This window comes from Sphingobacterium sp. LRF_L2 (assembly GCF_965644235.1).
GTDB lineage: Bacteria > Bacteroidota > Bacteroidia > Sphingobacteriales > Sphingobacteriaceae > Sphingobacterium.
In genome coordinates, this window is record NZ_CBFFRI010000003.1 from 444,473 (window position 1) to 459,405 (window position 14,933).

Genomic DNA, 14,933 nt, shown 5'->3' on the forward strand with positions numbered 1-14,933 from the left:
TTCGAGCGTTTAGTTAACTGTACATGTCTAACCGAAAAAAGATTCGGTATCGAAACCATGTTCCTTTAGTACGTCAGCAGGAACGCCATTCCAAACACCAGGTCTATTTCCTGCGTAACCAATATCTTTTACACCCAACTCACTTGTAAAAAATCCAGTTGATGTTAAATTCCGCATTAATGAGAAGAAAGCAACCCCTTGCTGCATTTCGGGTTTTGCATCTTCAGGGTAAGCAATATCGTCGACCAAAGCCAGCTGTTCCTTTTTATTACATTTGATAAAAACGTTTCCAAACCGTTTCTGCGACTGCACATCCATCCACTTTAATCCACCACGCATAGGTATTTTATGTACAGGCAAGTCTTTTACCATAAATTCTATAAAATCAGGCACTCCAGCCTCAGAGGCGCTCCCCGATATATCATCCTTGGGAAGAATAATATCACATAACACGGTAATGGTTGCCATTTCATGCGCTGTAAAAAATGTCTCTACATATAGTTGTTGTGTTCTCTCGTGTTCGAAATCTTGCACCCCCGGCAATCGATCTGTCGGTGTTGTAGATAAGTCTTTCTTTACGTCTTGTTTACATGCCGTCGCGATCACCCCAGACCCGGCAGCTATCAATCCTAAAGCTTTTAGGGAATCTCTTCTATTCATAACAATACTAGCTATTTAATTTTTTCTTTTGTTCCAAAATATACTCTGCTGTACGCATCGAAAGAGCCAAGATTGTCCAAGTCAGATTTTTATCGCCTTGTTGTACAAAAGGCCCCGCATCTACCACATATAAATTTTTACAATCGTGCGCTTGTCCCCATTTATTCAGAACCGAAGTCTTGGGGTCATTTCCCATACGCGTTGTTCCGCCCTCGTGTATGATTTTCCCTGGAGCTTCCAAACCATAAAGGGTATCTGCCCCAGGAATATTTGATGTAATAACAGCACCCATCTCATGCATAATCGACTGAAAGGTCTCCTGCATATGCTTCGCCTGAGCGACTTCCTCGTTCGCCCATTTGTAATGAAAGCGCAATACAGGAATACCAAATTTATCCACCGTATTCGGATCAATCTCACAATAATTTTCCTTCCTTGCCAACGCCGTTCCCCTTCCCGCCATACCTACGTTAGCACCATAATACTTGCGGTAATCTTGTTTCAGCGAAGTGCCGTAGCCTCCTGTTTTTTTAACCGCCCCCTCTTTTCCCTTTGTGGTCCCATTGACGCTAGGCACCCAATTTAGAAATCCATAAGAGGGCATACGAAGACCTCCTCCATACTCAATGTGATAACCTCTAGGAAAGCTGAGCTTACTATTATCTTCCCACCATGGCGAATAAATATGTACGCTCCCTACACCATCTTCGTTGTAACGTTTGCGATCCATAAGCTGTGGAAGAAATCCCGACAAACTTGCGCCTGTAGAATCATGTAAATAACGCCCCACCAAGCCCGTGCTATTTCCAACCCCAGCTGGATGTGCCGATGATTTAGAATTCAACATAATTCGCGCGCTTTCACAAGCACTCGCTCCTAAGATGACAGTTTTTCCCTTAACAACATATTCCTGTAGATCCCGTGTGTCTACATAAGAAACAGCGACAGCAACACCTTCGTCATTGGTTAATACCTCTCGAACCATCGCATTATCGATCACTTTTAAATTTCCTGTTTTCATGGCAGGCATAACTAAACAAGAAGATGATGAAAAATCTCCGTATACTCTACATGATCTTCCACATTGCCCACAATAGAAGCAAGTCCCTCGGCCTTTTATTTCAGGAGAGGCTTCCGTCAACACGGAACCTCTTCCAGGAATAACAGGAACCCCGGCTTTTTTTGCTCCTTTCGCAATATAAAGCTCATTAAGCCTCGGTTTAGGTGGTTTCATAAAAATTCCATCTGGCTCATTGCGAATTCCTTCCACTGTGCCGTAAATTCCGATCATTCGATCGACACGATCGTAAAATGGTTTGACTTCATCATAAGTAATAGGCCACGGATCTGTGATCCCGTCTGTCGGTTGAAAATCGTCAGGTCCCATTCGCAAGGATATGCGCCCCCAATGGTTTGTCCTTCCCCCTAACATACGAGCCCGGAACCACTCAAATTCCGTTCCTCCCACCGTCGTGTAAGGTTCGCCATCCAACTGCCAGCCTCCAAATGCGGCGTCGAAATCTCCAAATGGTCGTGTTGTCGACGCCCCTCTACGCGGCGACTCCCATGGCCAACGAAGCTGTAAAGCATCTTTAGCAGGATCAAAAAAAGGCCCGGCTTCTAACATTAACACTTTGAGACCTGCCTGCGCCAAGATATAGCCCGCCATGCCTCCTCCCGCACCAGATCCTACTACAACAGCATCATAAACTTCTGCATTTTCTTTAATTTGATAATCGGTCATCATCTCTCTCTATGATTTTAAACGAAAAAGGTTCAAATGTCGGTATTCGTTACTAATACCATTTAGCTAGCTAAATATAGAAAAAAGAATTGAGCTCATAAGCATGGCATACCGTATCTTTTTTGATACCGTCCCCAAGAATCACTTTAAAAATCCCTTATTTTACCTGAAAGTCCCCCTATTCTTAGCCTCTATCCATAAGGACATATATTTAGTGCTATTAAGTTGCTGCGTATGTAAAATCTGTCCTATAAAATTTTGTTGTCTATGCTCCCTGAGGCTCCCCTTTAATTGTATTAGATGCGAAACAAAAGGGGTGCTAAACTTATCCTCACTATAGCGTTCATTTAGTAGAAGAACACCCGCTTCCTGCGCCTTTTCCCAGATATGTTGTCTTTCATAAAGCTCCATTGCTTTCTCTACAAAGGCGTCCTGATTGTCCTCCACAAAACCGTTCCACTGGTTGAAATCGGCAGTCATGGAATCAGCGCCTATCGATGTTGTTACGCATGGTGTACCCGAGTGCATGGCATCAATAAACTTTCCTTTTACTCCCGCACCGAAAGGAATTGGCGCAAGGAGCACACGATAATTTTCCATTGTCTGTCGAGCATCTTCCGCCCTATCTTTGATAAAAAAGCCCTCTTTAGGTTTATGCAACTGAGAAACCTTCTCACTTACATATGCCCCGTAAATATGGAGTTCAGCAAGAGGCAACTTTTTTCTCAACAACGGCCATATATCTGTCTTCAGAATCTGTACAGTTCGCCAATTGGGTTCATGCAGGAAGTTACCAATAAACAAGAAGTTTTTACGCATCGAGAAAGATGCCCATTCTTGCGCGATACCTGATGTAATCTCTTTCTCTAAAAAAGGTAAATAATACAGTAAAGACGGAGAGATTTTAAATTTCTCGATCAAGATGTTTTGTTCACGTTCGGCTATTATTAACGATAAGTCACAACGTAGAATAGCCGCCAATTCTCGTTTTGTTATGTCGTTGTATACATCCACAGATTGTTGCTTTTTGAAAGCATCCTGACGTGCCGCGCGCAAAAAATGTAAATCTTCAGTATCTAGAATTGTTAGCGCATCTGGAGCAATTTGCCTAATACGCCATCCGTATTGTTCTTCAATCATGAAACGGTCAAACACCACGATATCAGGCTTCAATTGTTTAATAAAATCATCGAAGCTACTATCGTTTAGCTTAATTGCCTGCTCCTGAACACCCTGTTTTTCCAGAGAAAAACTGTAAGGCGTCTTACCGGCAGCACTAGCAAACACGACCTCGTATCCTCGATGCACAAAAAGGTTTACAAGCTGTAAAATTCGGGTTCCTGCCGCCGACGATTGAGGCTCTGGCCAGACCAATCCAATAAAAAGAATCGTTTGCATTGGCCTAAAATACAAATTATCCGTCACGACGAAAAGCAAAGAAAATACGAGCAGAGGCAATGTTTAAAAACAAAAAAAGGTGCACATACGTGCACCACTCTCATTTATTTAAGCTGTATTACTTTATCTTTTTCGGTAACAAACCAACTGCCTACTGTGATCAAAGCCTCAAGTAGCGCTATTTGCTTTTAGAAAGCATTCAAGTATTATGCCAAATCAATAAAAAACAACAAAATAGCCTTACTTTATATCCGCAGTAATCCGCGAAACCCACGAGCAGCATAATAAGAGTCCGCACCATTGTGGTAGGTAAAAACTTGATCATAACGTCTGTCACAAAATATTGCACCACCTCTTTTTCTTATCCCTGCAGGTGTAGCAACCCAGCTGGATGTTTTAAGATCGAACTCCCCTAACTGTTGCAAGCGTCTATATTCTTCTTCTGTTAAAATTTGTATCCCCATTTCTTCCGCCATATTCACCGCTGAATTTTCTGGCTTATTTGCTTTTCTAGCCTCTAAAGCCTGCCGATCGTAACAGATACTGCGGCGTCCTTTTGGACTTTCTATAGCACAGTCATAAAAAATATATTCCCCCGTTACCGGGTCTTTTGCAATCACATCTGGCTCTCCGCCTGTGGCCTCCATAGCCTCTAGTGCCCACAATTTATCCACTTGAGATAGCAATCTTCTTTCAACCTCATCCCAGGTTAAATCAGCATGTCGACTTCCATACTTTTCAAATCGTTCTTCCAAAATATGTAAAAGTTCATTTTGCTGCTCTTTGTTTAATTTTTTTTTCATTTTTCTTTTGTTGCTTGAAGATATCTTACTAAACCTTAGCGTTTTTCATTTTTACAGTGTTCAATCAAAGATAACGGATAAGAAAACATTTTTTACTATGCTTTTATTTTTTGCGCCCTCGAGCGAACAAACTTCCATCTCCGGTAAATCGCAAATGGATTAACAAAATGAGCAACCTAAAATTACCCTTAAAATCCTTTGAACATCTCAATTATCATTGAGACAATTTTGCAACTTTTTGAGACGTTTGTATAAAATCGTCCTTCATCTATTTGTTAATTTTGAGTCGTTATCATATCGCAATGTAGTTATCTTAAACTATTTGGGACAAAACATAACCTATATAAACAATAAAAGACAAAGATTCTTTTACAAATGTGCCAAAACTAGCATCAAATCATTAAGAACTAACCATTAAAAACAGATTACTTATGTTTAAAAAAATTGTTTTTCTAACCCTACTTTTCTCCTATTGCACCTGCTATGCACAACAAAACATGCTGAACGACTTTCCTTCAGGATACAATCCACAAGAAATCGGCAATCGTTTGGCCAATCGTTTTTTACAAGCAAAACATATGCTTCATGCCGGAAAATGGATTAGTTATCCCGAAACATTTAACTGGACTGGAGCCTTTCAATTTGCTGCACTCACAAAAAATGAGGAACTTATCAAAAAATTACAGCACAAATTCGAACCACTTTTTTCTAGCGAAGCAAAGCTGTTACCAATCATGAACCATGTAGATCTAAACATGTTTGGCAGTCTACCACTAGTCATGTACCAAATTACAAAGGAAAGGCGTTATCTTGAATTGGGAATGCCTTATGCAGACACCCAATGGCAGGTTCCTCAACAAGCAAACCTTAAAGAAAAGGCATGGGCAGACCAAGACTACTCGTGGCAAACACGTTTATGGATTGATGATATGTATATGATTACTGTTGTGCAAAGCCAAGCGTACCGTGTAACTGGAGATCACAAATATATTGATCGTGCAGCTCGGGAGATGGTATTGTATTTAGACACACTGCAGCGCGAAAATGGACTGTTCTACCACGCGCCAGATGTACCATTCTATTGGGGTCGTGGGAACGGATGGATGGCGGCTGGTATGGCCATATTGCTACAGGAGCTTCCAAAAGATCATGCGGATCGTCCTCGTATTATTTCAGGCTTCCAAAAGATGATGAAGAGCTTAAAAGAATATCAAATGCCTAGCGGTATGTGGAACCAACTAATCGACGATCCAGATTGCTGGGCGGAGACATCCGGATCTGCAATGTTTACTTTTGCATTTATCAAAGGTGTAAAGAACGGCTGGCTTGATGCAAAAGAATATGCCCCTGCTGCAAGGAAGGCATGGATGGCACTTGTTCCTTATATTAACGAAAATGGAGACGTTAGGGAGGTTTGTGTTGGTACGAATAAAAAGAATGACAAGCAATATTACTATGATAGACCACGGCATATCGGTGACTATCATGGTCAATCGCCTTACTTATGGTGTGCCGTAGCATTATTAGAAGGCAAGATCAACTAAAAAAATTGATCTCCTGTGTTCATTCCAAATACACAGGAGATTATTAACCTTATGCAATCATCTCTGCCGCCGGCCTTGCTCCAAAAATATACCTGAAATTTCATTATTACCAAAAACGACAAAAAATAAAGACGAAAAATACTATATTCGTCGATGTTAATTCCTGCTATGTTTGATTGCATTCAAATCGTATAATGGACAATAATGTATCTGACTACTTCCGAGCCAGTGAGGAACTTGTGGCCAAATCCCAAGAAGCAAATGTTCTTAGACAACGGACAAAAAAACTTCATTTACCAGAAACAATAGATATACAATTACAAGAAGCACGTCAGAAGGTGGACGAATTCGTAGAGATATTTACTTGGGAAACACAAGACACCGACCTCATTAGAAGTGCCTTTCTAGAAATAGCAAAAAATACACTATTAAGTATTAGTCACAGTAACAAAATCAATACTGAATCTACTTCAACAGCGAAAACAGAAAACTTAACGGAACAACTGGCTAAAAATATCCGATCAGCTTTTCAAAAAGCGCTATTGACCAAAGGCCGGTATATTCCACGTATTGAACTACCAAAAGACTCCGACAATTGGAGCATATCTATCTTAAAAGACTACTTGCGTGATATGCAACGACAGTTACAGGACGCTACATTTGACAATCTATTGGAAGCCGTAACCTATTTTGAAAAAAGTACGCTCCTCCTCTCTCTTCAACTACACACACAAAGGAAATCCCAAAACTATTGAAATAAATTTAACACTATTTAGATTCTTTATAAATAATATGATATATTTGTAATAGCTAATGCTAAACTTACTATATATCTACTTACCATGTTAATCAAAGCGAAGATTGAGAACCATAACGAATATCTTTTTATGGAAGAACTTCCTGAAAAATTCGTTTCTGACCACCGTCTTTCTGAAAGGCAGGTAAACATTCGTCAAACACCTGTTGACATGAAAAACTACCAATTGTCTACAAATGGACTTTTTCTACTCTATGCCGAAATGAACTTTAGTGAAAATGTACGTATAGAGACCGAAATAGAGGGAGACGCCATTGCCAGTCAATTCATCTTTAGCAAGGAAAAAAAATCAGGAAACAAAAGCAAAGCGCGATACGGAAGAAGTAGACACAATATACGCTATCTGCCTACACAGAAAGAATCTTATGAAGTTCGTTCTGAAATGGAGTACATCTATTTTCTGGTTGTGCTATCCAAAGATTATTATCTAAATTTAGTCGATACCACCTCTCCATTACATGAAGATTTTATCCGCGAAATGGCCAAGGGGATATCGAGTTCATTTACTGATGAAGACCTGTATGTAACACCTGAAATGCGAAGTTCGATTGAAGGGATAAAGGAATGTAAACAAGATGGACACTTAAAGCGTATGTTTACTGATGCACGTATCCTAGAGCTTATAATGTACCAGCTGGAGCAGTTCAGCCAATACTTGCAAGATGACAAAGAAATACTGCAGGATGAAGATATTGAAAAACTGGATCGTGTTCGGGAGCTACTAGAGCAAAATTACGTCAATCCACCGACGCAAAAAGAGTTAGCAAAAAGAGCCTTATTGAATGAATCAAAGTTAAGGACAGGCTTTAAGAGGTACTTTGGCACCACAATTTATGACTACATCACCCGTAAGCGTATGGTTGAAGCAAGACGGTTGATTGTCGAGGAAAAAAAAGGCAACATGTATGAAATCGGGAATTTGGTTGGCTTCAAGCATCAAGCTAGTTTCACCAATGCATTCAAGCGATACTACGGTATGCCACCTAGTGAGGTTAAGCTGTAGCTCGAAGAGCATATAATGCTTGACGTTGCGTCAGCCTTTCCGAAATGCAAACTCCTGCATCAACAAGCACACTCAGATTAAGATATACCGATGCAATACTAATGGTATACCCATCTTTCTTAAGTAAAATCCAAAGCTCTTCTGCCTCTACTTTTCGGTTAATCTCTGCAAGTTTAAATGCGATGATTAAACGGCGCTCCGAATATTTCATCCGCCGAGATAGGCAATACGTCTGCAATTGGTGTATTAACCAATCCAAATGATTGGCTTTCTCGAAATAATTTAACTGATTTTTCTTCATCTGTTTATTTTTTTTCAAAAGACTGATAGATCGGTTATATAAAAAATCGTTTCAAACGATCTCTTTATTCTAAAATTTTGTTCCATTCACCCAACCACTTTAAACAACACCAAACCCGATTGCTTCACGCCAACTTTCTAATTCTGCAACGCCTGGTTTACGTTCGCCAAAAAACTGTACAATCATTTCACCATCCGCATCATATAGTTCCAAGGAATTGACATCTCCGTCTTGCGTAGGCTTTACCACATGCCAAACAGAATTGACAGCATCTTCATTTAAGCTGATATGGCCTTGCGCATTACTTCTCAAGGTTAGCCATGCCCCCTGTTGATCAATGCGTTCCAACTTACCGGTATTAATTTGCACACAGCCCTCATTCGCCGTAAATACCATGACTGGAACTTTTTCAACCGAGCATTGCGCAAGCGTTCGACGGAAAGATTCTAAGGTTACCTGCATCGCCCGTCGCCCAGACGCTAATCGCAAAGCCTGCATACGACTCATTCCATAGCGCTTTAACAACCCAAAAAACTCATGCGTATCCTGCATACTATCCCAAGAATGTTGAAAGTCCTGCACATCAATTTCGGCATCCCGACGTTCAGGCCTCTCTTTGCGAATTGCCCTTTCAAAGCTCGGTCCAACCTGCTGTTCCGATTCAAAACGCTTAATCAACTGTAAAAATGCCTCTTGATAACTTCCCTCTGTGAGCATAATTTTATGAACCGCATTGCCCTGTCTGTCAAAAAACTGCAGACTTTCCTCTCCTGAAGTCTGTACAGCGACAGCAATAGCCCAACGGTGTGTAAAAATGCGTAGATCTATATCCTCTCCTAAAAATAAGGTAACATGTTCTTCCTGCGTAAAATTCCGGTAAACTCCCTCACGATGGTTCTCACAATTCAGGTTATAGGTAATTGCTTTCACCCAGCCGAGATTTTCGACCGCCTGTAAAATCATTTCCATCTCTGGACGTAGCAGCACCACGCTGCTCTTCAACCTCAACAACAAGAGTTCAGCCTCCTTAACGCCTAGTGCACTGGCACATTTCCACAATGGTTGATCTGGATATTGAATCCGATAAGCCCGATATCGATCTTCCAAAGAAAGACGGTGGTAAGATGCGGCAATATTTGAGTTGAAATCCGTTGCTTCCAAACGAATAGCTACGGGCAGGACTTGTGTTGTCAAGGTCTGGGGATCCATCCGAACCGAAGCATCAACCCCAAAAGCAGAGAATATATTTTTTGAAGTGAACACCTCCTCTGGTGTACCATCCCACCATTTTCGCCCACCTTTAAGCATAATCACACGATCAGCGTATTGCGCGGCTAAATTAATCTCATGCAATACACATATTACCATAAAGCCCTTCTTTGTTAGTGCATTGGCAATGGCCAATGTCTGATGCTGATAGAGCATATCCAAATTAGAAATCGGTTCATCTAATAATAATAGCGCATCTTTGCTATCCCAAATTTGCGCGAGAACCCGCGCAAAATGAACACGTTGCTGCTCTCCACCTGACAACGTTAACATCGATCGTTCTGCCAGATGTGTTATACCACAAATGCTCATCGTCTCCGCAAGAACCGTTTCATCAGGAAGTTGTTTCTGCTTTTCTGACTTACCGTATCTTCCCATCAATACGACCTCCTCCACGCTAAAAGCCAAGCTGATACCATTCTGTTGATACAACGTTGCACGCATACCGGCCAATTCTTTCAACGAATAAGCTTGCATATCACGGCCGTTATACATAATCCGACCTTCTGATGGCTGTTTCTCACGACATAAAATCTTCATCAATGTCGATTTTCCGGCCCCATTGGCGCCAAGAATCGCTAGCATTTCACCCTTACGAATACTGAAAGTAATATCTTTCAGCAAATGCCTTTTGTTAATTTCAAAGCTTATCGACTCAACTCTTATCATAAATTAATTCGCTAACAGGTTATCAGATTTCCACAATGAGGAAAACTAATTCAATATTTTCTTTTTGTCTTTATATAAAATATACAAAAAAACAGGCGTACCCAGTAACGCAGTAATCACCCCGATAGGCAATTCCACTGGCGCAACCAGAATACGAGCCAATAGGTCGGAAACCGTTAGCACAAGTGCTCCCAAGAGAGCTGAAGCGGGAAGCACAAGGCGATGATCCACTCCCCCTAGCAGTCGAATGATATGCGGTACAAGTAAGCCAACGAAACCAATAATACCAGTCACCGCAACACAAGCACCTACTGCGAGCGTTGACAGGAGGACAACAGCCAACTTAATTCTGTTGGGATTCATCCCAATCTGCTCGGCTTGACTCTCGCCAATTGCGAATAGGTTCAGTCCCCGCCCGTAGAATGGAAGCACAACTAAGGGAATTACGATAAAAGGTAAAACCCCGATCACCGTTGGCCAATTCGCTCCTCCCAAACTACCCAACATCCAAAAAGTAATAGTCCGCAGCTGTTGCTCATCAGCAAGATAAGTAAACAGTCCCGTCAATGCTCCCGCGAGTGCATTTATTGCTATTCCAGCCAACAGCATGGTGGCTACGTTTGGCTTTCCTTCGGTTTTCGAAAACTGATATACCAAAACCGCAGCAAGTGCCGCCCCGGTAAAAGCGCCAAAAGCGAGAAGATAGAGCCCAAAAATAGGCGCTAGAGAAACAACTAATAGTGTTTCCATTCCTATAAGCAACACTGCAAACAAAGATGCACCAGCAGAAATACCAATCAAACCAGGTTCAGCAAGAGGATTTCTAAAAATACCTTGAATAGATGCACCGGAGATTCCAAGAGCTGCTCCAACGAGCACTCCCAAAATAACACGAGGAAGTCGTACAAAAAACAAAACATTCTCGTGCAACTCATTGACAACATACCTATCAAAAAATCCCAAAGGCTTTCCAAGGATAATGATCACATCCCACAACGAAATTTTCATTGCTCCCATTCCCAATGAGAGTACGATAACAAGGAGCAAGCCTATGGAAAGCCCTACATATATGATTCTTTTCTTTGTCATTTTTTCTCCACAGCACTTATTACTACTTCGATGCCATCAATTCCTTATGCAAGGCTAGAATTGCCTGATCAAGCCGCACACTAAAATTCACCATTAATCCTCCGTCCACAGAGACCACCTGTTTCTTCTTTCCTGCATTGGTAAACGCCACACCAGGCATCTCTAACACCCCTGCGTTGCCTCCTAAACTTTGTATTCCGAAATCAAAAAAAAGCAACACATCGGGATTCGCATTCACCAAAGCTTCTGTACTATAGGTTTTATAACGATTAAACTCCTGTATTGCGTTCTTACCACCCGCCAATGTTATAATTGCATCCATATTGCTCCCTTTACCCGCGACCGTCATCGTACCCGTACCTCGAGCATAGATAAAAAGTACCTTCGGTTTAGATTTAATATTGGCTTTCACCGTCTGCTGTGCTCGTTGGATCCGTTTTTCAGTCTCTAAAGCGAGAGTTTCTCCCTTCGCTTTAACGCCAAGGATATTTGCAATCTCGCGGATAAAAATGAGCGCCCCCTTCACAGAATACTCCTGCTTCACTGTCACAAAACGAATTCCTGCACCGCGCAATGCTTGTACAATCCCTTCCGGAACATCACCATGAGGAGCTATTACCAAATCCGGTCGATAGCTGATTAATCCTTCGGTAGAAACAGATCTATTTTTACTCACTTTTGGCAAGCGCTTTACGGCTTCTGGATACGTGCTCGTAACATCAACAGCTACCAAATTTGATCCAAATCCCAAGGCTGTTACTGTCTCAGAAATCGCTCCCCCCAAGCTGATGATACGCTTGGGGATTGCATAAACACGAATACTAAACAGTAAACAAAAAATGAATGTGGTAATAAAAATTCTTTTGATCAGCATCTCTATATTTTTCTTAAACAACGCTGCCGTTGTCGCACTTTGTTTCAACTAAACCGACACAAAAAAAGCATTTAATCAATCTAAATACAAGTTGTTCGTTTTTCTAAAAAAAACGGATTGAACAAATCAAAATGAGTTTGCCCCACAAACAAAAAACAACACAAACAATTGATAAAAAGCAAATTATACACTAATAAAGTACTAAAAAAAAACATCAAAAGATTTTTATATAGGTCTTAAAAAAACGGATTGAACAAAAAATAAAACGGATTGAACAAAAGAAAAAACGGATTGAACAAATCACTTAAACAGGGTAATGTCCATATTTGTAACACAATCTTTATTTAGAACGATTAAAAATAACAAGCCTTATATTACATTGAATTTTACATATTTAACTTTCGTTATCAGCATGGCCATCTCACTAATCAGTACCGGTACAGCCCAAAGTCAGACAGGATTCAGGGGAAATCTGACCGGTAGAGTGCTAGACGATAACGGTCACCCTCTCAATGGTGCAAACATTTTATTAGAGCCAGACTTACACAGTATAAATACGAATGCCTCTGGTTCTTTTCAACTTAAGAACATAATTGCTGGCCGATATACAGCTTACATCTCCAAGATCAGCTACCAAAGCGACACTACAATAATCATTATCGAGGCGGATAAAACAGCCACACTCGACATACATTTAAAGAAAAAAGAAAATACGATCGATCAGGTTGAGGTGCAGGGTAAGGTAACAGCTGTCGATAATCTTCTTGATATCCAACGTTCGGCAATGCCGGTTACGGTCATTGGAAAGGAGATGATTGCACAAATGGGTAGCCGTCGGCTCGACGAGGTGCTCAAGGAACAAACAGGCATCACGATGGTCAATGACATTGGCTCGGGTTCGCGTGCCATAGGTATACAGATGCAAGGATTTAGTAGCGAATATGTTATGATTCTGATAGACGGACAGCCCATGGTAGGCCGCAATAACGGCAACTTCGACCTTTCACGCATCAGTGTAAGCAATATCGAGCGTATCGAAATTATCAAAGGTGCTTCCTCCTGCTTATTCGGTAGTGAGGCACTGGGCGGAGCCATTAATATCGTGACACGTCACGGTGCATTACAACCTCAGGCATTGGCTTCCCTGCGCTACGGATCATTAAATATCGTCGATGCGACATTGGAAGGAGAAACCCCTTTTCACCATCAGCGCGGTTCGGCAAACCTCTCTGCAAACTATTACCGTAGTGATGGCTTCAATGTAGACCCATATATGGCTAGTGGGACTACTGTACCTCCTTTTGACGAATACGCACTACAGGGAAGGGCGCGGTATCGACTCACCGAAACGGGCACGCTTGGCGCTTCGGCTCGGTATTCACTGCGCAGATCCGAACAGCAACAGGGGTTTGCTTCCGGCGGTAGCCTGAATACCCTCCTTGACAACCAGGACCTGACGGACATCAATGCTTCCCTCACCTACGATAAGAGTTTCACAAACGGCCTGCGCAGCATGAGCCGCTACTACCTCACCCGTTATCTGTCGGATATGCAGGTAGCCATTAAAGAAACCGGCGTACTGCTTAGCCTCGAGAAATTCGAACAGACCTTGCACCGTTTTGAGCAACAGTTTGCCTATGCGCCTTACCGCCATCTCAAACTTACAGGCGGGCTGGGCGGCAGTGCCGAAGCCATGGACAACAACAACTATGAGGTTCCTGGCATGCTATGGAGCGGATTTGCCTACCTGCAGACCGACTGGAAGATCAGCAACAGGCTGGAAGCCGTGGGTGGGCTGCGCTACGACCATCACAACAGTTTTGGAGCGCGTGCCAATCCAAGCCTCGGGCTGCAGTACCACATCCTGCCTACACTGACCCTCAAGGCCGCATTGGGCAGCGGATTCAAAACGCCCGACTATAGGCAGCGCTTCCAGATATTTCGCAACCCGACACAAAACTACTTGGTGATCGGCACCGAACGCCTCCACGAGACCCTCGAACAGATGAAAGAAGACGGCGAAATCAGTGAGATGCGCGAATATCTTGTCAACCAACTGGATAAGAATCTGCAGGCCGAGCGCTCGCTATCCTTCAATGGCGGATTTATCTGGAGAGCAAGCAGCAACCTCAAAGTGGAGGCCAACGCATTCTACCACGATATCCACAATCAGATCAACAACATACGTGTGGCGATAGGAACAAACGTACGCGACATCTACACGTACCAGAATCTGCCCCGATCTTACAACACCGGGATCGATGCCTCCATTGCCTATAGCCCCGTCAAAGATCTGGAGATCAGTGCCGGGTACCAATACCTCGTGAGCAAGGACAAGGGCATCATGGATAGTATCCGCAACGGTACGGGAAACTATGCATTCGTACGCAACAATGCGACAGGTGAAGACCGCGCATCTGCCCTTTCCGATTATTTCGGATTGGAAAACCGCTCCCGTCACATGGCAAATTTCCGGGTCTTCTACCGCTATTCACCATGGGATATTTCTGCTAATATCCGCGTCAACTACCGCGGCAAATATGCTTTTGGTGACGCCAATAATAATCAATTTATAGACCCATATGACACCTTTGTCCACGGATATTTCCTTGTAAATGCGGTTCTAGAGAAGAAATTAATAAAACAGCGTTTGAGCATACAACTTACCGCTGACAATATAATGGACTACACCGACAGGCTGATCCTCGGGCAGCCCGGACGAGTGTTGCTCTTGGGGTTAAGTTATCGGTTTTATAGATAAA

General features: G+C 42.3%; 12 protein-coding genes. 4 read left to right on the forward strand and 8 right to left on the reverse strand.

Annotated elements, in window-relative coordinates; genetic code table 11:
- Positions 1-27: 27 nt before the first annotated feature.
- The 4 genes from ACSZOX_RS07925 to ACSZOX_RS07940 all read right to left on the reverse strand — a co-directional run bounded on the left by ACSZOX_RS07925 (position 28) and on the right by ACSZOX_RS07940 (position 4,605).
- The gene (locus ACSZOX_RS07925) at positions 28-660 is read right to left on the reverse strand and encodes a gluconate 2-dehydrogenase subunit 3 family protein (RefSeq protein WP_437919328.1); all 633 of its coding nucleotides are present in this window, start codon (positions 658-660) and stop codon (positions 28-30) included.
- 7 nt (positions 661-667) lie between these two features.
- Positions 668-2,407, reverse strand: a complete 1,740-nt coding sequence (locus ACSZOX_RS07930) for a GMC oxidoreductase (RefSeq protein ID WP_437919329.1) — start codon at positions 2,405-2,407, stop codon at positions 668-670.
- A gap of 159 nt (positions 2,408-2,566) precedes the next feature.
- A complete protein-coding gene (locus ACSZOX_RS07935; protein WP_437919330.1) occupies positions 2,567-3,802 on the reverse strand; it encodes a glycosyltransferase in 1,236 nt (411 codons plus the stop codon).
- Between the two features lie 245 nt (positions 3,803-4,047).
- Positions 4,048-4,605, reverse strand: coding sequence for a DUF4256 domain-containing protein (locus tag ACSZOX_RS07940; RefSeq protein ID WP_437919331.1), 558 nt, complete (start codon positions 4,603-4,605; stop codon positions 4,048-4,050).
- Between the two features lie 431 nt (positions 4,606-5,036).
- On the opposite strand from ACSZOX_RS07940, the gene ACSZOX_RS07945 reads away from it, so the two are divergent.
- From ACSZOX_RS07945 to ACSZOX_RS07955, 3 genes are all read left to right on the forward strand, one after another.
- The gene (locus ACSZOX_RS07945; RefSeq protein WP_437919332.1) at positions 5,037-6,149 is read left to right on the forward strand and encodes a glycoside hydrolase family 88/105 protein; all 1,113 of its coding nucleotides are present in this window, start codon (positions 5,037-5,039) and stop codon (positions 6,147-6,149) included.
- Positions 6,150-6,343: 194 nt separating this feature from the next.
- A complete protein-coding gene (locus tag ACSZOX_RS07950; RefSeq protein ID WP_437919333.1) occupies positions 6,344-6,904 on the forward strand; it encodes a hypothetical protein in 561 nt (186 codons plus the stop codon).
- Positions 6,905-6,991: 87 nt separating this feature from the next.
- Positions 6,992-7,969 (forward strand): helix-turn-helix transcriptional regulator, encoded by a 978-nt coding sequence (locus tag ACSZOX_RS07955; RefSeq protein WP_437919334.1) that lies wholly within the window; start codon positions 6,992-6,994, stop codon positions 7,967-7,969.
- Here the strand turns inward: ACSZOX_RS07955 and ACSZOX_RS07960 are convergent.
- The 4 genes from ACSZOX_RS07960 to ACSZOX_RS07975 all read right to left on the reverse strand — a co-directional run bounded on the left by ACSZOX_RS07960 (position 7,959) and on the right by ACSZOX_RS07975 (position 12,171).
- The gene (locus ACSZOX_RS07960; RefSeq protein ID WP_437919335.1) at positions 7,959-8,270 is read right to left on the reverse strand and encodes a transcriptional repressor; all 312 of its coding nucleotides are present in this window, start codon (positions 8,268-8,270) and stop codon (positions 7,959-7,961) included. The two genes, ACSZOX_RS07955 and ACSZOX_RS07960, sit on opposite strands and share 11 nt — an antisense overlap.
- Before the next feature lie 99 nt (positions 8,271-8,369).
- Positions 8,370-10,208, reverse strand: coding sequence for a heme ABC transporter ATP-binding protein (locus tag ACSZOX_RS07965; RefSeq protein WP_437919336.1), 1,839 nt, complete (start codon positions 10,206-10,208; stop codon positions 8,370-8,372).
- A 45-nt stretch (positions 10,209-10,253) separates the two neighbouring features.
- Positions 10,254-11,297 carry a FecCD family ABC transporter permease gene (locus ACSZOX_RS07970; RefSeq protein ID WP_437919337.1) on the reverse strand — a complete coding sequence of 348 codons (1,044 nt, stop codon included), beginning with the start codon at positions 11,295-11,297 and terminating at the stop codon, positions 10,254-10,256.
- A 22-nt stretch (positions 11,298-11,319) separates the two neighbouring features.
- Positions 11,320-12,171: a heme/hemin ABC transporter substrate-binding protein gene (locus ACSZOX_RS07975; protein WP_437919338.1), complete on the reverse strand. Its 852-nt coding sequence runs from the start codon at positions 12,169-12,171 to the stop codon at positions 11,320-11,322.
- Positions 12,172-12,487: 316 nt separating this feature from the next.
- Between ACSZOX_RS07975 and ACSZOX_RS07980 the strand changes: the two genes are divergently transcribed.
- Positions 12,488-14,932 carry a TonB-dependent receptor gene (locus ACSZOX_RS07980; protein WP_437919339.1) on the forward strand — a complete coding sequence of 815 codons (2,445 nt, stop codon included), beginning with the start codon at positions 12,488-12,490 and terminating at the stop codon, positions 14,930-14,932.
- Position 14,933 lies beyond the last annotated feature (1 nt).